The sequence below is a fragment of the Cellulomonas sp. GbtcB1 genome (assembly GCF_019091725.1).
Taxonomy (GTDB): domain Bacteria; phylum Actinomycetota; class Actinomycetes; order Actinomycetales; family Cellulomonadaceae; genus Cellulomonas.
Map to the genome: position 1 here is coordinate 56358 of NZ_JAGXJG010000001.1, position 23243 is coordinate 79600.

The 23243-nt window shown below is 76.6% G+C and carries 23 protein-coding genes and 1 riboswitch; of the genes, 7 read left to right on the forward strand and 16 right to left on the reverse strand.

From position 1 onward, the window contains the following. Positions 1–40 precede the first annotated feature (40 nt). The gene (locus tag KVT14_RS00295; RefSeq protein WP_308160776.1) at positions 41–2635 is read left to right on the forward strand and encodes a DUF3516 domain-containing protein; all 2595 of its coding nucleotides are present in this window, start codon (positions 41–43) and stop codon (positions 2633–2635) included. Between the two features lie 115 nt (positions 2636–2750). Beyond that, entirely contained in the window at positions 2751–3407 is a 657-nt protein-coding gene (locus tag KVT14_RS00300; RefSeq protein WP_217613821.1) for a VIT1/CCC1 transporter family protein, read from the forward strand. 111 nt (positions 3408–3518) lie between these two features. Here KVT14_RS00300 and KVT14_RS00305 read toward each other — a convergent pair whose 3' ends face one another. From KVT14_RS00305 to KVT14_RS00320, 4 genes are read right to left on the reverse strand one after another with little or no spacing between them, the layout of a single operon-like run. Next, positions 3519–4259 carry an energy-coupling factor transporter transmembrane protein EcfT gene (locus KVT14_RS00305; RefSeq protein WP_217613822.1) on the reverse strand — a complete coding sequence of 247 codons (741 nt, stop codon included), beginning with the start codon at positions 4257–4259 and terminating at the stop codon, positions 3519–3521. After that, positions 4256–6019, reverse strand: coding sequence for an ABC transporter ATP-binding protein (locus KVT14_RS00310; RefSeq protein ID WP_217613823.1), 1764 nt, complete (start codon positions 6017–6019; stop codon positions 4256–4258). The genes KVT14_RS00305 and KVT14_RS00310 overlap by 4 nt, the downstream gene beginning before the upstream one ends. A 58-nt stretch (positions 6020–6077) precedes the next feature. Further along, positions 6078–6707: an ECF transporter S component gene (locus tag KVT14_RS00315; protein WP_308160778.1), complete on the reverse strand. Its 630-nt coding sequence runs from the start codon at positions 6705–6707 to the stop codon at positions 6078–6080. After that, positions 6700–7362, reverse strand: a complete 663-nt coding sequence (locus KVT14_RS00320) for a Ykof family thiamine-binding protein (protein ID WP_217613824.1) — start codon at positions 7360–7362, stop codon at positions 6700–6702. The genes KVT14_RS00315 and KVT14_RS00320 overlap by 8 nt, the downstream gene beginning before the upstream one ends. A gap of 55 nt (positions 7363–7417) precedes the next feature. Continuing rightward, a riboswitch (TPP riboswitch) is annotated at positions 7418–7526 on the reverse strand. Positions 7527–7572: 46 nt separating this feature from the next. Between KVT14_RS00320 and ybaK the strand changes: the two genes are divergently transcribed. After that, on the forward strand, positions 7573–8070 hold the full coding sequence (gene ybaK, locus KVT14_RS00325) for a Cys-tRNA(Pro) deacylase (RefSeq protein ID WP_217613825.1): 498 nt from the start codon (positions 7573–7575) through the stop codon (positions 8068–8070). A 29-nt stretch (positions 8071–8099) separates the two neighbouring features. Here ybaK and KVT14_RS00330 read toward each other — a convergent pair whose 3' ends face one another. Both KVT14_RS00330 and KVT14_RS00335 read right to left on the reverse strand, forming a co-directional pair. Then, positions 8100–8921: an ABC transporter permease gene (locus KVT14_RS00330; protein WP_217613826.1), complete on the reverse strand. Its 822-nt coding sequence runs from the start codon at positions 8919–8921 to the stop codon at positions 8100–8102. Beyond that, positions 8918–9910, reverse strand: coding sequence for an ABC transporter ATP-binding protein (locus tag KVT14_RS00335; RefSeq protein ID WP_217613978.1), 993 nt, complete (start codon positions 9908–9910; stop codon positions 8918–8920). Before KVT14_RS00335 ends, KVT14_RS00330 begins: the two co-directional genes overlap by 4 nt. Before the next feature lie 85 nt (positions 9911–9995). Between KVT14_RS00335 and KVT14_RS00340 the strand changes: the two genes are divergently transcribed. Genes KVT14_RS00340 through KVT14_RS00355 form a run of 4 tightly spaced genes read left to right on the forward strand, consistent with a single transcriptional unit; the run spans position 9996 to position 12599 of the window. Further along, positions 9996–11027 carry a YafY family protein gene (locus KVT14_RS00340; RefSeq protein WP_217613827.1) on the forward strand — a complete coding sequence of 344 codons (1032 nt, stop codon included), beginning with the start codon at positions 9996–9998 and terminating at the stop codon, positions 11025–11027. A gap of 50 nt (positions 11028–11077) precedes the next feature. Next, the gene (locus KVT14_RS00345; RefSeq protein WP_217613828.1) at positions 11078–11851 is read left to right on the forward strand and encodes a YggS family pyridoxal phosphate-dependent enzyme; all 774 of its coding nucleotides are present in this window, start codon (positions 11078–11080) and stop codon (positions 11849–11851) included. Then, a complete protein-coding gene (locus KVT14_RS00350) occupies positions 11848–12219 on the forward strand; it encodes a DUF202 domain-containing protein (RefSeq protein WP_217613829.1) in 372 nt (123 codons plus the stop codon). Before KVT14_RS00345 ends, KVT14_RS00350 begins: the two co-directional genes overlap by 4 nt. Further along, a complete protein-coding gene (locus KVT14_RS00355) occupies positions 12216–12599 on the forward strand; it encodes a DUF202 domain-containing protein (protein WP_217613830.1) in 384 nt (127 codons plus the stop codon). Before KVT14_RS00350 ends, KVT14_RS00355 begins: the two co-directional genes overlap by 4 nt. A gap of 21 nt (positions 12600–12620) precedes the next feature. Here KVT14_RS00355 and KVT14_RS00360 read toward each other — a convergent pair whose 3' ends face one another. The 10 genes from KVT14_RS00360 to KVT14_RS00405 all read right to left on the reverse strand — a co-directional run bounded on the left by KVT14_RS00360 (position 12621) and on the right by KVT14_RS00405 (position 23171). After that, positions 12621–13019 (reverse strand): YccF domain-containing protein, encoded by a 399-nt coding sequence (locus KVT14_RS00360; protein ID WP_217613831.1) that lies wholly within the window; start codon positions 13017–13019, stop codon positions 12621–12623. 94 nt (positions 13020–13113) lie between these two features. Further along, positions 13114–14190: a biotin/lipoate A/B protein ligase family protein gene (locus KVT14_RS00365; protein ID WP_217613832.1), complete on the reverse strand. Its 1077-nt coding sequence runs from the start codon at positions 14188–14190 to the stop codon at positions 13114–13116. Between the two features lie 10 nt (positions 14191–14200). Beyond that, a complete protein-coding gene (gene erm, locus KVT14_RS00370; RefSeq protein ID WP_308160779.1) occupies positions 14201–15010 on the reverse strand; it encodes a 23S ribosomal RNA methyltransferase Erm in 810 nt (269 codons plus the stop codon). A 250-nt stretch (positions 15011–15260) separates the two neighbouring features. Beyond that, on the reverse strand, positions 15261–16139 hold the full coding sequence (locus KVT14_RS00375) for an NAD(P)-dependent oxidoreductase (protein ID WP_217613834.1): 879 nt from the start codon (positions 16137–16139) through the stop codon (positions 15261–15263). Between the two features lie 75 nt (positions 16140–16214). After that, positions 16215–17087 carry a sensor domain-containing protein gene (locus tag KVT14_RS00380; protein ID WP_217613835.1) on the reverse strand — a complete coding sequence of 291 codons (873 nt, stop codon included), beginning with the start codon at positions 17085–17087 and terminating at the stop codon, positions 16215–16217. Positions 17088–17126: 39 nt separating this feature from the next. Next, positions 17127–18287 carry a glycerate kinase gene (locus tag KVT14_RS00385; protein WP_217613836.1) on the reverse strand — a complete coding sequence of 387 codons (1161 nt, stop codon included), beginning with the start codon at positions 18285–18287 and terminating at the stop codon, positions 17127–17129. Between the two features lie 89 nt (positions 18288–18376). Continuing rightward, complete coding sequence (gene cimA, locus KVT14_RS00390; RefSeq protein WP_256447912.1) at positions 18377–20032, reverse strand: citramalate synthase; 1656 nt, start codon at positions 20030–20032, stop codon at positions 18377–18379. A 269-nt stretch (positions 20033–20301) separates the two neighbouring features. After that, positions 20302–21411: a branched-chain amino acid aminotransferase gene (locus KVT14_RS00395; RefSeq protein ID WP_217613837.1), complete on the reverse strand. Its 1110-nt coding sequence runs from the start codon at positions 21409–21411 to the stop codon at positions 20302–20304. A 102-nt stretch (positions 21412–21513) separates the two neighbouring features. Further along, positions 21514–22557, reverse strand: coding sequence for a 3-isopropylmalate dehydrogenase (locus tag KVT14_RS00400; RefSeq protein ID WP_217613838.1), 1044 nt, complete (start codon positions 22555–22557; stop codon positions 21514–21516). Between the two features lie 44 nt (positions 22558–22601). Beyond that, positions 22602–23171 carry an ASCH domain-containing protein gene (locus KVT14_RS00405; protein ID WP_217613839.1) on the reverse strand — a complete coding sequence of 190 codons (570 nt, stop codon included), beginning with the start codon at positions 23169–23171 and terminating at the stop codon, positions 22602–22604. Positions 23172–23243: the final 72 nt, after the last annotated feature.

Sequence of the window (23243 nt, forward strand, 5' to 3'; positions counted from 1 at the left end):
CGCCCACTGTAGGGCCGCCGAACCGTGGAAGGATCGGCCGGTGCCCCCCACCGACCGCCGGACCCTCGCCGACCGCGTCCCCGCGAACCCCCAGGACCCCGACGCGCTCTACGAGGCGTTCACCGGGTGGGCGACGGACCAGGGCCTGACGCTGTACCCGCACCAGGACGAGGCGCTGCTGGAGCTGGTGACCGGCTCGCACGTCATCCTGTCGACGCCGACCGGTTCCGGGAAGTCGCTGGTCGCGACCGCGGCGCACTTCGTCGCCCTCGCCCAGGGCCGCCGCACCTACTACACCGCCCCGCTCAAGGCGCTGGTGAGCGAGAAGTTCTTCGCGCTGGTCGAGGCGTTCGGCTCGGCCGACGTCGGCATGATGACCGGCGACTCCGCGGTGAACCCGGACGCGCCGATCATCTGCTGCACCGCGGAGATCCTGGCCAACCAGGCGCTGCGCCAGGGTCCGGGCGCCGACATCGGCCAGGTCGTGATGGACGAGTTCCACTTCTACGCCGACCCGCAGCGCGGCTGGGCGTGGCAGGTGCCCCTGCTGGAGCTGCCGCGCGCCCAGTTCCTGCTCATGTCGGCGACCCTCGGTGACGTGTCGTTCTTCGTCGACGACCTCGAGCGACGCACCGACGTCCCCGTCGCCGTCGTCGCGGGCGCCGAGCGGCCCGTGCCGCTGACGTTCTCCTACGAGGTCGAGCCGCTGCACGAGCTGCTGGAGATGCTGGTGCAGACCGGCCGCTCCCCCGTGTACGTCGTGCACTTCACGCAGAAGGAGGCCGTCGAGCGCGCGCAGGCCCTGCTGTCGATGACCCTCGCCTCCCGGGAGCAGCGCGACCGGATCGCCGACGAGCTGGGCGACTTCCGGTTCGGCCCTGGCTTCGGCAGGACGCTGTCCCGGCTGCTGCGGCACGGCGTCGGCGTGCACCACGCGGGGATGCTGCCCAAGTACCGCCGGGTCGTCGAGCGGCTGACCCAGAAGGGCCTGCTCCGGGTCGTCTGCGGCACCGACACCCTCGGCGTCGGGATCAACGTGCCGATCCGGACGGTGCTGCTCACCTCGCTGGTGAAGTACGACGGCACCCGGATGCGGCACCTGTCCGCCCGCGAGTTCCACCAGATCGCCGGGCGCGCCGGCCGGGCCGGCTTCGACACCACGGGCGAGGTGTACGTGCTCGCGCCGGAGCACGTCATCGAGAACCGCAAGGCCCTGCAGAAGGCCGGCGACGACCCGAAGAAGCTCAAGAAGATCGTCCGCAAGCAGGCGCCGCCCGGGATGGTCAACTGGACGGACAAGACGTTCGAGCGGCTGCGCGACGCCGAGCCCGAGCCGCTGACCTCGTCGTTCGGCGTCTCGCACGCGATGGTGCTCAACGTGCTCGCCCGCCCGACCGGCGACCCCGTCGAGACGATGAAGCACCTGCTGCTCGACAACCACGAGCCCGAGGCGTCGCGCGGCCGGCTGGTCCGGCAGGCGATCGCGATCTACCGGTCGCTGCGCACGGCCGGCGTGGTCGAGCGGGTCGTCGAGGACGGCCCCGGCCCGGAGCGGCTGCGCCGGACGGTGCGCCTGACCCTCGACGTGCCACCGACGTTCGCGCTGAACCAGCCGCTGTCCCCGTTCGCGTACGCCGCGCTCGACCTGCTCGACCTCGACGACCCCGGCTACGCGCACGACGTGGTGTCCGTCATCGAGGCGACGCTGGACGACCCGCGCCAGGTGCTCGCGGCGCAGGAGAACCGCGCCCGCGGCGAGGCGGTCGCGGCGATGAAGGCCGACGGCATCGAGTACGAGGAGCGGATGGCGCTGCTCGAGGACGTGTCGTACCCGAAGCCGCTCGCCGAGCTGCTGGGCGCGTCGTTCCAGATCTACAAGCAGACCAACCCGTGGGTCGCCGACCACGAGCTGTCCCCGAAGTCCGTCGTCCGCGACATGCACGAGCGCGCCGCGACGTTCGCCGAGTACGTCTCGCTCTACCAGCTCGACCGGACCGAGGGCGTGCTGCTGCGCTACCTCGCGGACGCGTTCCGGGCGCTGCGGCAGACCGTGCCGGACGACCTGCGGACCGAGGAGCTGCACGAGATCGTCGAGTGGCTGGGCGACCTGGTGCGCCGCACCGACTCCAGCCTGCTGGACGAGTGGGAGCGGCTCGCCCACCCGGAGGACCTGGACGACGCCACGGTCACCGAGTCGCGGCCGGAGGACGACGCTCCCCCGCCGATCACCGTCAACAGGCGGGTGTTCCGGGCGCTCGTCCGCGGGGCGCTGTTCCGCCGGGTCGACCTGGCAGCGCGCGAGGCGTACCCGGCGCTGGCGGCGCTCGGCGACCAGGACGCGTCGGACGCGCCGTGGACCGCGGACCGGTGGGGCGACGCGCTCGACCCGTTCTACGACGACCACGACGAGATCCTCACCGGCCCGGCGGCCCGCGGGCCGGCGCTGTTCCAGGTCGACGAGCGGCCCGCCGGGCACGGCGAGGCCGGTTCCCGGGGCGACCTGTGGTTCGTGCGGCAGCTGCTCGACGACCCGGCCGGCGACCACGACTGGCGCATCGACGCGCTGGTCGACCTGCCCGCCTCGGACGCCGCGGGCGAGGTCGAGCTGCGGGTGCTCGCGGTGGGGCCGCTCTGACCTGCAGGAACGGCTTGATCGATTCCAGATAAGGGCAGGCAAACCTGCGTTTCCGCAGGTCAGGGCAGCCTTTCCTGTGATGACAGGACGTCATCTCGGGCCTACCGTGGCTGCCATGAGCGCCCTGTCGACCCACTTCGTGGACCGTGACCGCACCGCCCACCCGGCGCCCCGGCGCGCCCCCGAGCCGGGCGCTCCGGGCTCCGTCGACCCCGGTCCCGGCGCCCCGGCCACGGTTGTCCTGCCGACCGCGGAGCGGCTGAACTGGCTGCGCGCCGGGGTGCTCGGCGCCAACGACGGCATCGTGTCCGTCGCCGCGACCGTGGTCGGCGTCGCGGGCGCCTCGACCGGGCTCGCGACGCTCGCCGTCGCCGGCGTCGCCGCCCTGGTCGCGGGCGCGCTGTCGATGGCGGCCGGCGAGTACGTGTCGGTCAGCAGCCAGCGCGACGCCGAGAAGGTGCTCCGCGCGCACGGCGTCCGGGACGCCGAGGAGTCCCTGACCAACCCGTGGCACGCGGCACTGGCGTCGCTCGTCGCGTTCGTGGTCGGCGGCGTCGTGCCGCTGCTCGCGATGCTCGGCCCGTGGGGCGGCGAGGCGCGGGTGGTGGCGACGTTCGCGGCGGTCGTCGCGGCGCTCGTGGTGACCGGCACCGTGAGCGCCCGCATGGGCGGCGCCCCCGCCGGCCGCGCGGTGCTCCGCAACGTCGTGGGCGGCAGCCTGGCGATGGCGATCACCTACGGCGTCGGCTCCGTGGTCGGCCTCGCGGTCTGACCCGCTCTCCGCCGGGGCTCGCCGCCCGAGGTCGGCGGTTCCGCCCGAGGTCGACGGTTCCGCCGGGGCCTCCCTGGCCGGAACCGACGACCTCGGCGGCGGGCCGGCGCGTCAGAGCCGGGCGCCCGCCAGCACGACCAGCGCGAGGACGCCGAGGACGCCGGCCGCCAGCAGGGCGTCGGCCGCGCCCAACGGGACCGGGCGCCAGACCGTGCGCGCCCCGGCGGAGAGCCCGCGCGACTCCAGCGCCAGCGCGACGCGCTCGGACGCGCGGATCGAGGCCACGAGCAGCGCGAACGCCGACCGGGCGAGCCCGCGCCAGCCCTCGCGCGGGCGGTCGCCCCGCCCGAGCGGGGCGCGGACCATCTGCGCCGCCCGGATAGTCGCCCACTGCCGCGGCAGCCCGGCGAGCATCCGGTGGCCCGCCAGCAGCGCGTACGCGTACCGCGGGCTCAGCCGCGCGTGCCGGACGAGGCTCACCATCAGGTCCCGCGGCGGCGTGCTCGCGAGGAACGCGACCGTCGCGACGCCGATCACGCACCCGCGCAGCGCGAGCGCGGCGCCGACCACCAGGCCCTCGTGCGTCACCCGGAACGGCCCGCCGGCGACCAGGACGACGCCCGGCCGGCTCATCGCGTTGACCAGCAGCACCCCCGCGCCGAACGTCCAGAACGGCACCTGGGCGAGCAGCAGCCGCCGACCGCCCACCCCGGCGCCCCACCGGGCCGCTGCGAGCCCGAGCAGGTACAGAGCCGCGAGCGCGGCCGGGTCGAGCAGGGCGAGGGTCGCGAGCGACACCGCGACGACCAGCAGCAGCTTGACGGTCGGGTTCCGGGCACCGAGCGCCGTCACGGGACCGGCACCCCCGCCGGGTCGGGCACGGCGGCCGGGTCGGGCGCGCCGGCCGGGTCAGGCGCGCCGGCCGGGTCAGGCGCGCCGACCGGGTCGGGCGCGCCGACCGCGACCAGGGCGCGGGCGTCCAGCGCGGCGAGCGCGTCGCGCAGCCGGCCCGCGTCGGCGACCACCTCCGCGAGCCGTCGCAGGAGCCGCGACGGCCGCAGCCGAGCCGCGGCGAGCAGGCGCGGCTCGCGCAGCAGCGCGAGCGGGTCCACGTCCGCGACCAGCCCGCCCTCGGCGACGACCAGCACCCGGTCCGCGACCGACGCCACCGCCCGCAGGTCGTGGCAGGTGAGCAGCACGGCCCGGCCCGCGCGGGCCTCGTCCGCGAGCGCCCGCAGCACGGCCGCGGTCCCGTGCCGGTCGAGCCCGAACGTCGGTTCGTCCGCCAGCAGGACCGGGCGGTCGTGGACGAGCATCGCGGCCAGGCTCAGCCGGCGCTGCTCGCCGCCGGACAGCCGGTGCGGGTCCCGGTCGGCGAGCGCGGCGAGGCCGAAGCGCGCGAGCGCGGCGGCCACCCGGTCGTCCGTCGCGGCGCCCGGCGGCAGCCCGACGGCGACCTCCGCCGCCACCGTGCGCCCCGCGAGCTGGTGCTCGGGGTTCTGCACGACCAGCCCGGGGCGCGCGCCCTCGACGACGCCCGCGAGTGGGGGCAGCACGCCCGCGAGGGTGGCGACGAGCGTGGACTTGCCCGAGCCGTTGGCCCCGACGACCGCCACGACCTCGCCGGCGTGCAGCCGGAGGTCGACGTCGCGGAGCACGGGCTGCGCGGCGGGCCGGCGGCGCGCCGCCCGACCCGGGGGCCGCCGGCCGACCGCCAGACCCCGAGCGGCGAGCAGCACCTCCCCCTGTCCGGCGGCCGAGGCGCGCGACGGCGGCGCCCCGGCGGCCAGCGCCGGCAGCCGGTAGAACGCCCCCGACTCCCCCACCGCCCCGCCGAGCGCCACCGCGAGCTCCACGTCCTCGGGCAGCCAGCACCCGCGCGCGAGCAGCTCGCGCCCCGCGTCCCGGGCCACCTCGGCCGCGGGGCCGTCGTGGGTGACCCGGCCGTCGGCGGACAGCACCACCCACCGGCCCGGCAGCCCGGCGACGCCCGCGTCCCCGGCGAGCGCGTCCAGCCGGTGCTCGACCAGCACGCACGCCGCGCCGGTCGACGCCCGGGCCGCGTCCAGCGCCGCCCGCACCGCCGCGACGCCGTCGGCGTCCAGCATGGACGTCGGCTCGTCGAGCAGCAGGAGCCGGGGCCGGGTCACCACCGCGGCGGCGAGCGCGACCCGCTGCAGCTCGCCGCCGGAGAGCGCGTCGGTGCGCCGGCCCGCCAGGTGCGCGGCGCCCGCGGCACCGAGCGCCGCCGCCACCGCCGGCCCGATCGCCGCGAGCGGCGTCCCGAGGTTCTCCAGGGGGAAGGCGACCTCGTCCGCCACGTCCGCCAGGCAGACCCCGGTCTCGGGGTCCTGCGCGAGCACCCCGACGACGTCCGCGAGCGCCGCGACGCCGTGCTCCGCGGCGGGGCGGCCCGCGACCGCGACCCGCCCCGAGACCCGGGCGGGCACCGCGTGCGGGACGGCGCCGTGCAGGCACCGCAGCAGAGTCGACTTCCCGGCGCCGGACGGGCCGAGCACGAGCACCTGCTCCCCCGGCGCCAGCCGCAGGTCGACGGGGCCCACGCCCGCGCCGCCGTCCAGCACCGCCTCGAGCCCGGCGACGTCGAGCACGGCACCCGGACCGGCCGGGGGATCAGTCGCCGGACCGCTCCCCCGGCCTGCCGCCGGCTCAGCCACGCCGCGCCACGGGCTCGCGCGCGGCGGCCGCCGCGCGACCGATCGCGAACCCGTCCAGCACCCCGGTGCGGCCCAGGGCGTCCACGATCACCTTGGCCAGCAGCCCGCCGAGGACGACGCCCGACGCGGCCTGCAGCACGAGCCGCAGGACGAGCACGTCCTGCCCGTACCAGCCGAACCGGAACGCCGACCACCCGAACACCAGCGTCGCGCCGAGCAGCCCCGAGACCGCGAACCGGGCCCAGCCGAACCGCCGGTACCGCCCGAGCGCGAACGGGATCTCGCTGCCGAGGCCCTGGAGCAGCGCGGCGACGACCAGCAGCGGCCCGACCGGCGACCCGAGGAACACCACCTCGACCACGGAGGCCAGCACCTCGGCGAGCACCCCGACGCCGGGCCGCCGGACGATCGCGATCGCGATCGGCGCCACCAGCAGCCAGCCGCCGAGCAGCACGTGCTGCGCGAGGTCGCCCGCGGGTCCCATCAGCACCGCCAGGCCGTTCCAGGCCTGGACGAGCGCCCAGTAGAGGAACCCGAACACCACGCCGAGGACGACCATGAGCACGATGTCCTTCAGCGCGAGCGGCTCGCGCCGCCGCCCGCCCGGGACGGGCTCAGCCACGGGACCGGGTCGGACTGTTGAGCGAGAAGGTGACGTGGCTGGTGACGTGCTGGACGCTGCGGCCGACCCGCGCCCACGCGCCGACGACGGTCTCCACGAGCGCGCCCACGTCGCCCTCCAGCCGCGTGACGAAGTGCTCCGAGCCGCGGAAGGTCCCGTTGTCCCGCGCCAGGGCGATCGCCGCCTCGATGTCGCGCATGTGGTCGGGCTCGACGCCGGCCCGGACGTCGTCGGCGAGCGGGTAGAGCGCCCACTCGGCCGCACCGGACCGGCCGGTGCGCCGGCCCGGCGGGAGCGCGACCGCGCGCGGACCCGCGCCCCCGGGCAGCGCGCACCGCACCTCGCCGGGGCAGCCGCGGGACAGGTGCAGCGTCACCGCCGCGTGCTCGCCGGTGGCGGCCACCGCGTCGACGAGGTCCGTCAGGTACCGGAGCAGGTCCGCCTCGGTGCCGCCGAGGTAGGTGCTCACGTCGCCGGTCTGCACGACCAGGCCGTCCGTGGCCACGGAGCCGAGCACGCCGAGGATCGTCTCGGCGTACCGGTCGGACATCACCGCGACGGTGACGCGGGCACCGACCCCGAACCGGAGCGGGTCGGCCACCAGGTCGGCGGCCTCCGCGGGCCGGACGGGCGTCGACGGCGGTGTCGGGATCATGCGTCCTCCTGTGCTGGTCGGATCAGCACGGGAGGACGGCGGACGGGTGCCCGGCATCCTGCGAGATGTCGCTCCCTGCGCTGGCATGATCCAGATCAGGTTCTACGGTCGGAGTTCGAGTACTCCCTCTCAGCCCGGCTCACCGGACTCCCGTGCTCACCCGCACGCTAGCAGCCCCGGGACGCCCGGGCGGCGTCCTAGGCTGACCCCGTGAGCCGGTCCAAGAACGCGCCGTCCGGGACGCCCGCGCTGGTCGCGCTGGCCGCCGCCGGGGTCCCGCACACCGCGCACGCGTACGACCACGACCCCCGCAGCACGGTCGGCTACGGCCTGGAGGCCGCCGAGGTGCTCGGCATCGACCCCGAGCAGGTCTACAAGACCCTGATGGCGTCGGTGGACGGGACGCTCACCGTCGCGGTGGTGCCCGTCGCCGGGAAGCTCGACCTCAAGACGCTGGCCCACGCGGTCGGCGGCAAGAAGGCCGTGATGGCCGACCCCGCCGCCGCGGAGCGCGCCACCGGGTACGTGGTCGGCGGCATCTCCCCGCTCGGGCAGAAGACCGCGCACCCGACCGTCGTCGACGAGACCGTCCAGCTGTTCGACACGGTGTTCGTGTCCGGCGGCCGCCGGGGCCTCGACGTCGAGCTGGCCCCGGACGACCTGATCCGGCTCACCTCCGCCACGGTGGCGGACATCGCGCGCGGCTGACCGCCCGCGCGTCCGCCACCGGGCCGCCGCTACCGCGCGCTCCGCGCCAGCGTCCGCACCCCCACGAGCAGCCCGAGCGCCGCGGTCAGCACCGCCGCCACCGCGCCCCACGCGACCGTCGAGGACGCCAGGTCCCCGGCGAACAGCGCGCGCTCGGCGTCCACGACGTACCGGAGCGGGTTCACGTCCGCCGCGACCTGCATCCACCGCGGCCCGGTCTCCAGCGGCAGCAGCATCCCGGACAGGATGAGCAGCGGGAACAGCAGGGTCTGCTGCACGGCCCAGAACATCCAGTCCTGCTTCCGGACCGCGATCGCGAGCGCGTAGGACAGCGACCCGATCCCGACGCCGAACACCGCGAGCAGCACCAGCCCCATCAGCGCCCCGGCCGGGCTGAACGAGAACCCGAACGGCAGCATCACCGCCACGACGACGACCGACTGCGCGACGATCGGCACCATCTCCTTCCACGACCGGCCGACCAGCTGCGCCGACCGGGCCAGCGGGGTGACGAGCAGCCGCTCGTGGGCGCCGGTCTGCATCTCGAACAGCAGGTTCGCCCCGGTGGTCGACGTGCCGAACAGCGTCGTCATCACGAGGATCCCGGGCACGAACCAGGCCCAGACGTCCCCGCCGGGCAGCCCGTCGCCGACGGACCCGGCCAGCAGCGGCCCGAACAGGCCGAGGAACACGACGGGCTGGATCAGCCCGAACACGACGGAGAACGGGTCGCGCACGGTCGGCAGCAGCTCGCGGGTCATCACGAGCCAGGCGTCGCCCCACCAGGACCGGGTCGCCTCGCGGGCGGGCAGGGTCTCGGCGGGGAGGGTCGGAGCGGTCGTCGCGGTCATGCCGCCACCTCCACGGGGTCGGTCGAGCGCGCGGCCCCCTCCTCGCGGAGGCTGCGGCCGGTGAGGGTCAGGAAGACGTCGTCGAGCGTGGGCTGGTGGCCCTCGGCCCGGGCGACGGCGAGCCCGCGCGCGCCGGCGGCGGCGAGCACGGCGGGCAGGGCGGTGGGGGCGTCGGCGACGCGGGCGCGCACCTCGGTCCCGTCCACCTCGACGTCGCGCGCCCCGGGCGCCCGGGCGGCGACCTCCGCGAGCGCCGGCGCGTCCGCGGGGTCGGCGGCCGCCAGCACCAGCCGGTCCCCCGCGAGCGTGTGCTTGAGCGCCGCGGCGGTGTCGTCCGCGATCACCCGGCCCTCGTCCACGACGACGACCCGCTCGGCCATCTGGTCGGCCTCGTCGAGGTAGTGCGTGGTGAGCACCACGGTCATCGCGTGCCGCTCCCGCAGCCGGAGGATGTGCTCCCACAGGTTGGCGCGGTTGTGCGGGTCGAGCCCGGTGGACGGCTCGTCCAGGAACAGCAGCCGCGGGGCGTGCACGAGCCCGAGCGCGACGTCGAGCCGGCGGCGCTGCCCGCCGGACAGGTCGGACACCTTGCGGCGGGCGAGCGGCTCCAGGTCGAGCTGGTCCATGAGCTCGGCGGCCCGGCGGCGCGCGTCCCGGCGGTCGAGCCCGTAGATGGTGCCCTGCACGACGAGCTCGTCGGCGGCGCGCTGCGCGTGGCCCGCGCCGTTGCCCTGGCCGACGTAGCCGATCCGGCGGCGCACGTTGCCGGGCTCGCGTGCGACGTCTGCCCCCGCGACCTCGGCGGTGCCCGAGGTCGGTGCGATCAGCGTGGTGAGCATCCGGATGGTCGTGGTCTTGCCGGCCCCGTTCGGGCCCAGCACGGCGACGAGCTCCCCCGGCGCGATGTCGAGGTCCAGGCCGCGCACAGCGTGCACGGTCGGCCCCTTGCCCCCGGCGAAGTCCTTGGTCAGTCCCCTGGTGCGGATCATGGCGGGTTCCCCTCTGCTGGTCATGGCACCACCGTGGCGGAGGTAGCGGTCAGGTCCTGTCCGCTACCCGGAGCAGACTGGCCCCATGACCGCGATCCCCGACCTGGCCGACGCCCCCGCGACGCCGTCGTCGCGGCTGCTCGCCCTGCTCTCCCTGCTGCAGACCCGGCGCGACTGGCCCGGCGACGTGCTCGCGGGCCGCCTCGGCGTCAGCCCGCGGACGGTCCGCCGGGACGTCGACCGGCTCCGCGCCCTCGGCTACCCGGTGCACGCCACCAAGGGCCCCGACGGCGGGTACCGGCTCGCGGCCGGGACGGCGATGCCGCCGCTGATGCTCGACGACGAGCAGGTGGTCGCCCTCACCGTGGCCCTGCAGACCGCGACCACGGGCGTCGACGGGCTCGACGAGGCCGCGGCCCGCGCGCTCGCGACCCTGCGCCAGGTGCTGCCCGCGCGGCTGCGGACCCGGGTCGAGGGGCTCGACCTCACCGCCGTGCGCCGGCCGCCCGACCCCGCCGAGGAGCACGTGGACACCGAGCGGCTGATGGCGGTGGGGGCCGCGATCCGGGCGCGGGAGGTGCTGCGGTTCGACTACGCGGCACCCGCGGCCGACGGGAGCGGGACCCGCGACGCCCCCGACGGACCGCCGCGCCGGGTCGAGCCGCACCACCTGGCCACCCGCGGCCGCCGCTGGTACCTCGTCGCCTGGGACCTGGACCGCCGCGACTGGCGGACGTTCCGGGTCGACCGGCTGCACCCGCGCACCCCGACCGGGCCGCGGTTCGAGCGCCGGGACCTGCCCGCCGCGGACGTGGCGGCGTACCTGCAGCAGCAGTTCGCCGGGGTGACCCAGCCGTGCCGCGGCGAGGCGGTGCTCGACGCGCCGGCGTCGCTGGTGGCGCGCTGGGCGGGGCCGGCGGACGTGGTCGAGCCGCTCGACGCCGAGCGGTGCCGGGTCGTCGCCGGGTCGTGGTCCTGGGTCGGGCTGGCGGCGTGGCTGGGGATGTTCGACGTGCCCCTGCGCGTCGTCGGGCCGCCGGAGCTGCGGGACGCGGCGCGGGAGCTCGCGCGGCGGTACGCGGCGGGGGCGGACGCGCCGGCGCCGGACCCGGCCTGACCGCCGGCCGCCCGCCGGTCGCCGGCGCGCGAGCGGTTAGGGTCGGGCACATGACGACCGGGGCGACCGAGCTGGCGGAGCGGCTGGCGCGCGTCCGGTCCCGGATCGCGGCCGCCGAGTCCGCCGCGGGCCGCCCGGCCGGCTCGGTCCGGCTGCTGCTCGCCACCAAGACCCAGGATGCCGCGACGGTGCGCGCGGCCGTACTCGCCGACACCGCCGGCGCCGCCACCACCGCGGGCGCGGCCCGCCGGGCGCTGCTGGGCGAGAACCGGGTCCAGGAGCTCGTCGCCAAGGGGCCGGACCTCGCCGACCTCGCACCCGAGCTGCACCTCATCGGCCCGCTGCAGTCCAACAAGGTGAACGCCGCCCTGCGCTGGGCCACCTGCGTGCAGAGCGTCGACTCGACGGCCCTGGCCGACCGGCTCGCGCGCCGGTGCGCCGACGACGACCGGACGCTGGACGTGCTGGTGCAGGTCAACGTCTCGGGCGAGCCGACCAAGCACGGCGCCGCGCCGCAGGACGCGCTCGACGTCGTCCGGGCCGTCGCCGGGCACGACCGGCTGCGGCTGCGCGGGTTCATGACCGTCGGCGCGAACACCCCCGACGAGCGGGCCGTGCGCGCCGGGTACGCCGCGCTGCGCGACCTGCGGGACAAGGTCGCGGGCAGCGGCGAGGCCGGCACCGGCGGCGCCCTCGAGCTGTCCATGGGGATGAGCCGCGACCTGGAGGCCGCGGTTGCCGAGGGCGCGACGATCGTCCGGGTGGGGACGGCCGTGTTCGGGGCCCGGCCGGCCCCCGCGGCGCCCGCGGGCCCGGACGCGTGACGGCCCCCGCCGACCGCCGGTTCCCCCGGCGCGTCTACGCCCGCGGCACCGAGCCGGACGGCCGGTTCTCGCTCGCCAACGAGCGCACGTTCCTCGCCTGGGTCCGCACGGCGCTCGCGCTGCTGGCGGGCGGCGTCGCCCTGGAGGCCCTGGACCTCCCGGTCGAGCCGCACCTGCGCCTCGCCGCGGCGGTGCTGCTGATCCTCCTCGGGATCGCGGCCCCGGCGCAGGCCTGGTTCGGCTGGGCGCGGGCGGAGCGCGCGCTGCGTGAGCGGCAGCCGCTGCCCGCGCCGGCGTTCAGCGGCCCGCTCGCCGCGGGCGTGGCGCTGGCCGGGGTGCTGGTGCTCGTCGGGCTGCTGCTGCGGTGAGCGCCGGCACCCCGGCGCACGCCGCCCCGCCCGGAGCGCAGCCGGAGCGCACCGCGCTGGCCTGGCGGCGCACCTCGCTCTCGGTCGCGATCGGCTCCCTGGTCGCCGGCCGGGTGCTCGAGCCGTGGGCCGGGCCCGGCGTGTGGGTCCTCGTCGTGCTCGGCCTGGTCGGCGCCCTCGTGCTCGACCGCGCCGGCGCGCACCGGACGGCCTCCTGGGCGGGGGTCGTCGACGACGCGCACCCCGACCGCGGGCCCGGCGCCCCCGTCCCCGACGGCGCCCGCACGCCGGGCGGCGGGGCGCTCGGCGCGACGGCGCTGGCCGCGGCCCTGCTCGGCGTGGTCGCGCTGGTCGCGGTGCTGCGGCACGCCGCGGGCTGACGCGCCGGGCGCGCGCCGGGCTCAGTGCCCGTACGCCGCCAGCGACCGGTCGGTCGGCACGATCTCCTTGCCGAGCGGGACCAGCGACACCGGGATCATCTTGAGGTTCGCGATCGCGAGCGGGATCCCGACGATCGTCACGGCCTGCGCGAGCGCCGTGGTGAGGTGCCCGAGGACCAGCCACCAGCCGGCGACGAGGATCCAGACGACGTTGCCGATCGTCGACATGGCGCCGGCGGTCGGGCGGTCCACGATCGTGCGGCCGAAGGGCCACAGCGCGTAGGACGCCATGCGGAACGACGCGATGCCGAACGGGATGGTCACGATCAGCACGCAGCAGATGATCCCGGCCAGGACGTAGCCGAGCGCGAGCCAGATGCCGCCGAACAGCAGCCAGATGATGTTGAGGAGCGCCTTCACCCGTCCAGCGTGGCAGGCCGCGGCCCGCGGGCGCATCCGGGGTTCCCCCGACCCGACCCTGGTCCTGCGGCACGCGCGCCGCGGGTCGGCCCCGTCACGGGACGCGCGCGGTCCACTCCGGGTTGCCGAACTTCTCCGCGACGAGCTGCTGCGCCCGCTCCAGCTCCTCCGGGCGCAGGTCGCCGTCGACGGTCCGGTACCGCGACCGGAAGTGCGCGATGAAGGCGTCGATGACCTGCTCGCGCGGCAGCCCGGTCTGGGACCGCACCGGGTCGACCCGCTTGTTCGCGCTGGTGGTGCCCTTGTCGGACAGCTTCTCGCGGCCGATCCGCAGCACCTCGAGCATCTTGTCGGCGTCGATGTCGTAGGCCATCGTCATGTGGTGCAGGACGGCCCCGCCGGCCAGGCGCTTCTGCGCGGAGCCGGCGATCTTGCCCGCCGGGGACGCGATGTCGTTGAGGCCGGAGAACGTCGCGGTGACGCCGACGTCGGCGAGGGCACCGATCACCCAGTCGTCGAGGAACCGGTACGACTGCTCGAACGACAGGCCGTCGACCAGCGACGCCGGCACCACGAGCGAGAACGTGATGCAGTTGCCGGCCTCCATGAACATGGCCCCGCCGCCGGAGATCCGCCGGACGACGGTCACGTCGTGCTTGGCCACGCCCTCGGGGTCGACCTCGTTGCGCAGCGACTGGAACGAGCCGATGAACACGGCGCGCTCGTCCCACTCCCAGAACCGCAGCGTCGGGCCGCGCCGGCCGGCCGCGAGCTCCTCGGTCAGCACCTGGTCCAGCGCCCCCAGCACGGCGGGCGGCAGCGGGCCGGGGTGGATCAGCTCGAACGTGTGGTCCTGCCAGGACGTCGCGTGCCCGAGCGCGCGCCGCACGGCGATGGCCACGGCCTCGGGCGTGAACCCGACCATCTGCACCGGGGCGTCGAACCGGCCGTCGGCCTCGGCGCGGCGCAGGCCGTCCTCGATCGCCGTCGTCAGGTCGGCGACCCGCGCGTCGGCGGGCCGGCCGCGCAGGGACTCGTCGATGACCGCCAGGGCCGCGTCGGGCTCGAGGAAGAAGTCGCCGCTGACGCTCACCTCGGTGAGCGCCCCGCCTGCCACCTCCACGTCCGCTGCCACGAGCTTGCCGCCGGGGACCTTGTACTCGCCACGCACGGTCCCGATCCTAGGCCCCTGACCGGCGTGGTCGCCGGTGGACGGAGGTCCCGGCCCCGCGCCGGGCACCGAGCGCCCGCCACAGCGCCGACCACTGCTCCGGGTGCAGGTCCCGCGGCAGCGCGCGCTGCGGCACCCCCGCGTCCGCCAGCGCCCGCCGGGCCGTCGGCGCCGGGACCCGCGCCGCCCGCGCCAGCACCTGGTCGAGCCCCCGGCCCGCGCCGGTGAACACGGCCCCCACGAACCGCTGGTAGCCGTCGCGCTCGCCCGGGTCGACCAGCGGGCGGTCGCGCCGGGCGACGGTCAGCAGCCCGCCGTCCACCGAGGGCCGCGGCCGGAACGCGTCGGCGGGCACCCGGCCGTGCAGCGCGACCTCGAACCACGGGTCGGTCTGCGCCGTGAGCAGCGTCCGCCCGCCGACCCCGGCGCGCTTGCGGGCCACCTCCCACTGGGTGAGCAGCACCGCGTGCCGCCACCGTCCGTGGTGCAGCAGCCGGCGCAGCAGGGGCGTCGTCAGGTGGAACGGGATGTTGCCGACCACCACCGGCCGGTCGAGCGGCACGCGCAGGGCGTCCGCGCACAGCACGGTGGCGCCGGGCGCGCGGGCGCGGAGCCGGTCCGCCCGGCGCGGGTCGACCTCGACCGCGAGCACGTCGCGGCCGAGGTCGGCGAGCGGCCGGGTCAGCGCGCCATCGCCGGCGCCGATCTCGAGGACGGGTCCGTCCGTCTCGCCGACCAGGCGCACGACGGCGTCGACGGTCGGACGGTGGTGCAGGAAGTTCTGGCCGAGCTCGTGCCGGCCGCCGTGGGGGTGTCGCACGGGAGGTGCTCCAGTCGCAGGCAGGACGGAGCACCCGGAGGGGCGGAAGCGAAGGTTCGGCCCGGCTCCGGGTGCTCGGGGCATCCGGAGGCGGCGACCGGTGTGACGTCCGGCCGCGCTCAGGCGGACCGGGGGCGTGCGACGGCCGCGGCGGCCGTGCTGATCAGCGTTCCCATGCGGGCGACGGTACGGCGCGGCCGGGTGGGCGCGCACGGGGTTTTCAGCGGTAGACGTCCGCGCGGGGCCCGGATCAGTCCGCCGCGGAGGTGTAGTACGTCGCCGCCATGTCCTCGTCGGTGCGGCCCTGCGCCGCGGCGCGGTCGAGGCGGGCCGAGAACGCCTCGGCGCCGTCCAGGTGCAGCCCGCGCTCGCGCGCCGCCGCGACGATCAGGCGCGCGTCCTTGCCGGACGTGCCGACCGCGAACGCGGCGGGGCTGAGCCGGTCCTCGCGGATCAGGTCGGCCTTGACCCGGAGGAACGGGGTGTCGAGCGGGCCGCCGTCGAGCACCTCGAAGAACCGGTCCGGCTCCACGCCCAGCGCCTCGGCGAGCGCGAGCACCTCCCCCGCGGCGTTGGCCACGGTGACGACCCAGCTGTTCACGACGAGCTTGAGCCGGGTCGCGGATCCCGCCGCGGCGTCCTCGCCGGTCCACACGGTTCGCGCGCCGACCGCGTCGAGCACCGGGGCCACGACGTCCCGCACGGCGAGCGGCCCGGCCGCGATCACGACCAGCTTCCCCGCCTCGGCGGGCTGCCGGGTGCCCGACACCGGCGCCTCGACGAACGTGACGCCGAGCTCGTCGGCGAGGGCCGCGAGCGCCGGGGTGTCGTCGACGCCGACCGTCGTGGACTGCAGCCACACCGCGCCCGGACGCAGGCCCGGCGCGGCCTGCCGGACCACGGCGGCGACCGCTGCGCCGTCGTGCAGCATCGTCAGCACGACCTCGGCGCCGTCGACGGCCTCGGCGGGCGTGCCCGCGACCACGGCGCCGTCCGCGGCCAGCGGCTCGGCCTTCGCCGCGCTCCGGTTCCACACCCGCACGGCGTGCCCCGCCCGCAGCAGGTTGCGCGCCATCGCCGCGCCCATGATCCCGGTGCCCAGCACCGCCACCGTCCGTGCGTCGCTCATGGGGCCATCCTCGCCCCGGGAGGGGTCGCGGCCCAGCCGAGCGCGGCGGGACGGCCACGAGCGGCGTCCGCCGGGTCAGCCCAGGCCGGCCAGCGCGCGCTCGGCGCTGCTCCGGGCGACGCCCGCGAGCGTGGCCGGGTCCGCGGGCTCGGCCGCCGGGTCCACGCCCGAGGCCGTCGTCGTCACGAGCGCGTTGCCGGCGAGGGCGGTCACCTCGACCTCGGGGCTGGTCGCGCCCTCGGCCGTCAGGGTCAGGGTGCGCACGACGGTCGGCACGGTGCCGCGGTCGGTCGTCGGCGGGTCCGCGGTCCACGCGCCGCCGTCGGTCCCCGGGTTGGTCTGCTGGTAGGCGTCGCAGTCCTCGAGCGTGCCGACCAGCGCGTCGAACGCCTGCTGCGCGGCCGCGTCGTCGTCGAGCACCAGGACGGACTGGATGACGGTCACCGCGTCGTCGCTGGCGAACCGGCGCAGGAACACGTCGGGCTCCCGCTCGGTGGTCGTGACCGCGGGCGTGCACGCGGACGGGTCGACGGTCGAGCGCTCGGGCAGCCCCCACTGCGCCTCCGGCGCGTCCGCGAGCGACTGGCCCGCGGCCAGCGGCACCGCCTCGGCGAGCTCGGCGTCCGTGAGGAACAGGGCGGGGGCGGAGTCGGCGTCGAACCCGCCGGTGCCGGACGTGGCGCCGGACGTCGCCGTGGGCGACGGCTCCGCGGCCGACGTCGGGGCCGCCGAGGCCGTCGCGTCCGGGGTCGCCGCACCGGGCGCGGGCGCGGGCGCCCAGGGCCGCCAGGCGAGCAGCACGCCCGCGGCGAGCGCCAGGACGAGGGTCAGCAGCCAGGGCCAGGCCCGGTCACGCGGGAGCCAGGTGTCCGCGGGTGGCTCCCCGGGCGGGCGCCCGCCGGGCCCCGGCCGGTCGGCGGGTGCGGGCGGGCGCGCGGGGTCCGTCATCGGGTTCTCCCTGGGCCGGGGGCGCTGTCCCGCGCCACGCTATTGCGGGCCGCCGCCCGGCGCGAGGGGGCGGCGTGCCGCGGCGACGAGGCGGGTGACCTGCGCGGCCGTGGCGGCGAGGTGCGCGGCGGTCGCCTCGGGGTCGAGCGCCTCGGCGAGCGGGAGGGGCCGCGGGTGCACGGGCAGCACCGCGTCGAACGGACCGGCGGCATCGTCGGCGTCGAGCTCGACCGCGCCCGCGAGCGCCACGACCACCGCCCCCGCCGCACGCCCGAGCGCCGCCACGCCCGCCGGGGTCTTGCCGCGCGCCGTCTGCGCGTCGAGTCGGCCCTCCCCGGTCAGCACCAGGTCCGCACCGGCGACCGCGTCCGCCAGCCCGACGGCCCGCGCCACGTACCCGAACCCGGGCTCCCGCTCCGCGCCGAGTGCCAGCAACGCCGCGCCCAGCCCGCCCGCGGCCCCGGCGCCCGGCCGGTCCGCGACGAGGTGCCCGTGCGCCGCGAGCGCCGCGCCCCACACGGCGAGCCGGCCGTCGAGGTGCGCCACCTGCTCGGGCGTCGCGCCCTTCTGCGGGCCGAACACGTGCGCCGCGCCGTCGGGGCCGTGCAGCGGGCTGTCGACGTCGGTCAGCACGACCAGGTCGACCCCGCCGAGGTCCGGCAGCGCGTCGAGCGTGCCGAAGTCCCACAGCGGGTTGGTGCCGGGAGCCCCGAGCGCCGCCCCGTCGCGGTCGCGGGCCGACGCCCCCAGCGCGAGCAGCAGCCCCAGCCCGCCGTCGGTGCAGGCCGTGCCACCGAGCGCGACGACCACCCGGCGCGCGCCGCGGTCGACCGCGTGCCGCACCAGCAGGCCCAGCCCCGCCGAGCCCGCGCGCGGGGGCAGGTCGGGGCCGACGTCGACCAGGGCGAGCCCGACGCACGAGGCCGCCTCGACGACCGCCGTCGGCCCCGGCCCCTCGTCCAGCAGTGCGTACGCCGCGTCCACCGGCCGCCCGACCGCGTCCACGACCCGCGCCACCACCCGGAGCCCGGGCCGCGCGGCGAGCACCGCGTCGACGGTCCCCTCGCCCCCGTCGGCGACCGGTACGACCCGCACCGCCCCACCGGGATCTGCGGCACGCACCCCGGCGGCGACCGCCTCCCCGGCCTCGGCGCTGGAGAGGCACCCCTTGAACGCGTCCACCGCGACGACGACCCTCACGGACACCAGCATGCCGAACACCGAGCCTGCACGTCTGGCCTCTGCGGGCGCCCTGGCGCGCAGACCAGGGGCGGAGACTCGGCGATGAGTCAGCGCGGCGTGATGCCCCGGTTGCGCAGGCCCCAGATCGCCGAGTCCGTCAGCGCCTCCCAGGACGCCTCGATCAGGTTCGGCCCCACGCCCACGGTGCTCCACGCCGTCTGCCCGTCCGTGGTCTCGATCAGCACCCGGGTCACCGCGTCGGTGCCGTGCATGGCGTCGAGGATGCGCACCTTGAAGTCGATCAGCTCGAAGGCCGCCAGCTCGGGGTACACCCGCTGGAGCGCGAGCCGCAGCGCGTGGTCCAGGGCGTTGACGGGGCCGTTGCCCTCGCCGGTGGCGACGATGCGCTCGCCCCCGGCGTGCAGCTTGACCGTGGCCTCGGCCGTGGCGGGGGTGCCGCGCGACCCGGCGCGCTCGACGATCGCGCGCCAGGACTCCACCCGGAAGTACGCGGGCCGGGAGCCGTCGACCTCCTCGGCGAGCAGCAGCTCGAACGACGCGTCGGCGGCGTCGTAGGTGTAGCCCTGCGCCTCCGCGTCCTTGACCCGGTTGGTGACCCGGGTGAGCACCTCGTCCTGCCCGGCCAGGTCGAAGCCGAGCTCGCGGCCCTTGAGCTCGATCGACGCGCGGCCGGCCATCTCGGACACGAGCATCCGCATGTCGTTGCCGACGGCCTGCGGGTCGATGTGCTGGTAGAGGTCGGGGTCGACGCGGATCGCGGAGGCGTGCAGCCCGGCCTTGTGCGCGAACGCGCTCGCGCCGACGTACGGCTGGCGCGCGAACGGCGCGATGTTGGTGATCTCGCTGATCTGGTGCGCGATCCGGGTCATCTCGGCGAGCCCGCCCGGGCGGTCGGCCGGCGGGACGAGCACGCTGCGGCCGGTCTTGAGCTCGAGGTTGGCGACGGTCGCCAGCAGGTCGGCGTTGCCGGTGCGCTCGCCGTAGCCGTTGACGGTGCCCTGCAGGTGCACGGCGCCGGCCTCGACCGCCGCGAGCGAGTTCGCCACCGCGCAGCCCGAGTCGTTGTGCGCGTGCACGCCGAGCCGGGTCAGGGCGTCGGCGGTGCCGAGCGCGGCGCGCAGGTCGCGGACCACCTCGGTCACCTGGAACGGCAGCATCCCCCCGTTGGTGTCGCACAGCACGACGGTCTCGGCGCCGGCCTCGACGGCCGCGAGCACGACGTCGCGCGCGTAGGCCGGGTCGAACCGGAAGCCGTCGAAGAAGTGCTCGGCGTCGACGACGACCCGGCGACCCTCCTGCACGAGCAGCCGCACGGAGTCGGCGACCATCGCGAGGTTCTCGGCACCCGTGGTGCGCAGGGCGCGCTCGACGTGCCGGGAGTCCGACTTGGCGACGAGGGTGACCACCGGCGCCTCGGAGTCGAGCAGCGCCCGCAGCTGGGCGTCGTCCCACGCGCGCACGCCCGGCTTGCGGGTCGCGCCGAACGCGGCGAGCACCGCGTGCCGGAGGTCGAGCTCCTTGGCCGCCCGGGCGAAGAACTCGGTGTCCTTGGGGATCGCGCCCGGCCAGCCGCCCTCGATGTAGCCCACGCCCAGGTCGTCGAGCAGCGGCGCGATCGCCAGCTTGTCGGCGACCGAGAGGTTCATGCCCTCCTGCTGGGCGCCGTCGCGCAGCGTGGTGTCGTACACGTCGAACGCCGCGGGGCCGCCGGGAGCGGGGTGGGCCGCGCCGCCGCGGGGCAGGGTGGCGGGGGCGTCGGGGGCGGTGGGCTCGGTCACGGGGAGTGCTTCTCTCGGCGAGGGGACGAGGCGAGCTGCCGGGGTGCACGCCGGGGTCGGCGGGCGGGTCGAGCAACAAAAAGACCCCCCGGGTTCGGGAGGTCGGCGCGTCCGCGGGGGTGGGGCGGACGCGCTAGGCGATGACGATCAGGAGGGCCATGGCCTCATCGTGGCACACGTCACGCCCGGCGTCAGCCCCGTCCACCTCGCGGGACGGGGCCGACGCGCGGCCGTCAGACCAGGCGGTGCATCCAGCCGTGCGGGTCGGCCGCGCGGCCGTACTGGATGTCCGTGAGGCGCTGCCGGATGCTCTGCATGACCGGGCCGGCCTCGCCGTCGCCCACGGTGACGTCGAAGTCGCCGCCCGCGAGCCGGCCGATCGGGGTCACGACCGCCGCGGTCCCGCAGGCGAACACCTCGGCGACGCTGCCGTCGCGCAGCCCGTCGAGCAGCTCGGCCAGCGGGATGTCCCGCTCGGTGACCTCGCGGCCGTCCTCGGTGAGCAGCTGCAGGATCGAGGAGCGGGTGACGCCCTCGAGGATCGAGCCCGTGAGCCGCGGGGTGGACACCGAGCCGTCGGCGCCGACCACGAACACGTTCATGCCGCCGAGCTCCTCGAGCAGCGTGCCGGTCGCGGCGTCCAGGAAGCACACCTGCTCGCAGCCCCGGGCGTAGGCCTCCTGCTGCGGGAGCAGGCTCGCGGCGTAGTTGCCGCCGCACTTGGCGGCGCCGGTGCCCCCTGCCGCCGCGCGCGAGTAGTCCTCGGACACCCAGATCGACACCGGCTTCACGCCGCCGGCGAAGTACGAGCCGACCGGCGAGGCGATCACGAGGTACTCGGCCTGCATCGAGGGCCGCACGCCGAGGAACGCCTCGGAGGCGTACATGAACGGCCGCAGGTAGAGGCTGGTCTCCTCCCCCGACGGCACCCAGTCGACGTCGGTGCGCACCAGGGCGGTGACCGACGCGAGGAAGTCCTCGGTCGACAGCTCGGGCAGCGCGAGCCGCCGGGCGGAGCGCTGCAGCCGCTCGGCGTTGGCCTGCGGGCGGAACGTCCACACCGAGCCGTCGGCGTGCCGGTAGGCCTTGAGGCCCTCGAAGATCTCCTGGGCGTAGTGCAGCACCGCGGTGGCGGGGTCGAGCAGCAGCGGGCCGTACTTCTCCACCCGGCGGTCGTGCCAGCCCAGGCCCTGCGTCCAGGAGACGCGCGCCATGTGGTCGGTGAACACGGTGCCGAACTTCGGCGTGGCGAGCAGCGACTCCCGCTCGGCGTCGGGCGTCGGGGTGTCGGTGGGACGGACCTCGAAGATGGAACCGAGGTCGGTCGTGTCGGAGATGCTCATGTGTCTGCGGCCTTTCACCAGGAGTCTGATCTGACGGTACCTGGGCGACGGCCGGGGTGGGACGGGCGCGAGGCGCGGCGCTGCGCCCCGAGCGGGCGGCGACTAGCCGGCGATGCGCGCGGCGAGGTCCTTGCCCACCTCGGCCGTCGACCGTACTCGGCCCCCGCGCTCCGCGACGTCCGCCGCGACGGCGGCCTCGACGCGGGCCGCGGCCTCGCGCTCGCCCAGGTGGTCCAGGAGGAGCGCGACGGACAGCACCGTCGCGGTGGGGTCGGCCTTGCCCTGCCCGGCGATGTCCGGGGCGGAGCCGTGCACCGGCTCGAACATGCTCGGCGCGGTGCGGTCCGGGTTGATGTTGGCGGACGCGGCCAGGCCGATGCCGCCGACGATCGCGCCCGCGAGGTCGGTGAGGATGTCGCCGAACAGGTTGTCCGTCACGATGACGTCGAACCGGGCCGGGTCGGTGACCAGGAAGATCGTCGCCGCGTCCACGTGCAGGTAGTCGACCGTCACGTCCGGGAACTCGGCGTTCACGGCCTCGACGGTGCGCCGCCACAGGTGGCCGGCGTGCACGAGGACGTTGTGCTTGTGCACGAGCGTGAGCTTCTTGCGCGGGCGGGCGGCAGCGCGGGCGAACGCGTCGCGCACCACCCGCTCGACGCCGAACGCGGTGTTGACGCTGACCTCGTTGGCGATCTCGTGCGGGGTGCCCACCCGGATCGCGCCGCCGTTGCCGACGTACGGGCCCTCGGTGCCCTCGCGGACGACCACGAAGTCGACGTCGCCCGGGTTCGCGAGCGGCGAGGCCACGCCCGGGTACAGCTTGGCGGGGCGCAGGTTCACGTAGTGGTCCAGGGCGAACCGCAGCTTGAGCAGCAGCCCGCGCTCCAGCACGCCGGACGGCACGCTCGGGTCGCCGATCGCGCCGAGCAGGATCGCGTCGTGGGAGCGGATCGCCTCGAGGTCCGCGTCGGTCAGCGTCTCGCCGGTCGCGTGCCAGCGGCGCGCGCCCAGGTCGAAGTCGGTCGTGGTGACCGTGCTGCCCGAGCCGGACAGGGCCGCCTCCAGGGCGAGGAGACCCTGCTCCACGACCTCGGTGCCGATGCCGTCACCCGCGACGACGGCCAGGTTGATGCGCTGCGCCATGCTCTCCACTCTAGTGAGTCGTCTTACGAACCGGGACGACCGTCTCAGGCCTCGGACGGGGCTGCGGACGGGCCCCGGTCGCCGGGACGCGGGAACAGCAGCTCGAACCGCTCGACGACCACCGGCGTCGCGTCGGTGAGCTCCGCGCCCAGCGCCACCAGCACCGGACCCCAGGAGCCCTGGCGCTCCGCGCGCCAGGACGCGAGCGTCCGGTCGCCCTCCGCCTCGGCCGCCGCGACGTCCTCGTCGACCTCGCCGAACGGCACCGTCTCCACCCGCGTGGTGCGGATCAGCGCGCCCGGCCGGCCGGAGGCGTCGGTGACGATCGACAGGTCGCCCTTGACCGGCAGCGGCTCGTCGGCGTGCTCGAACTCCGGCAGGGCCGTCGACGTGGCGGTCTTGGTGCCGTCGAGCACGAGCGCGAGGGTCGCGTCCGCGAGGGCGGGCTCGTCCCCGAACGCCCAGGACGGCGGCACCAGCGACCCCGCGATCCCCGGCCCGGTGACGGCGGCGACCCGCATCACCCCGGCCCGGACCCGGGCGACCTCCCAGAACCGGAGGACCTCGTCGGGGTGCGTGCTGTCGGCGGAGGGCGTGGCGGCGTCGTCGGTCATGCCCCGATCCTCCCCCAGATACGGCGAGTGGAGCGTCCTGCCGGGACACGCCGTGCGTGTCGGGCAGAACGC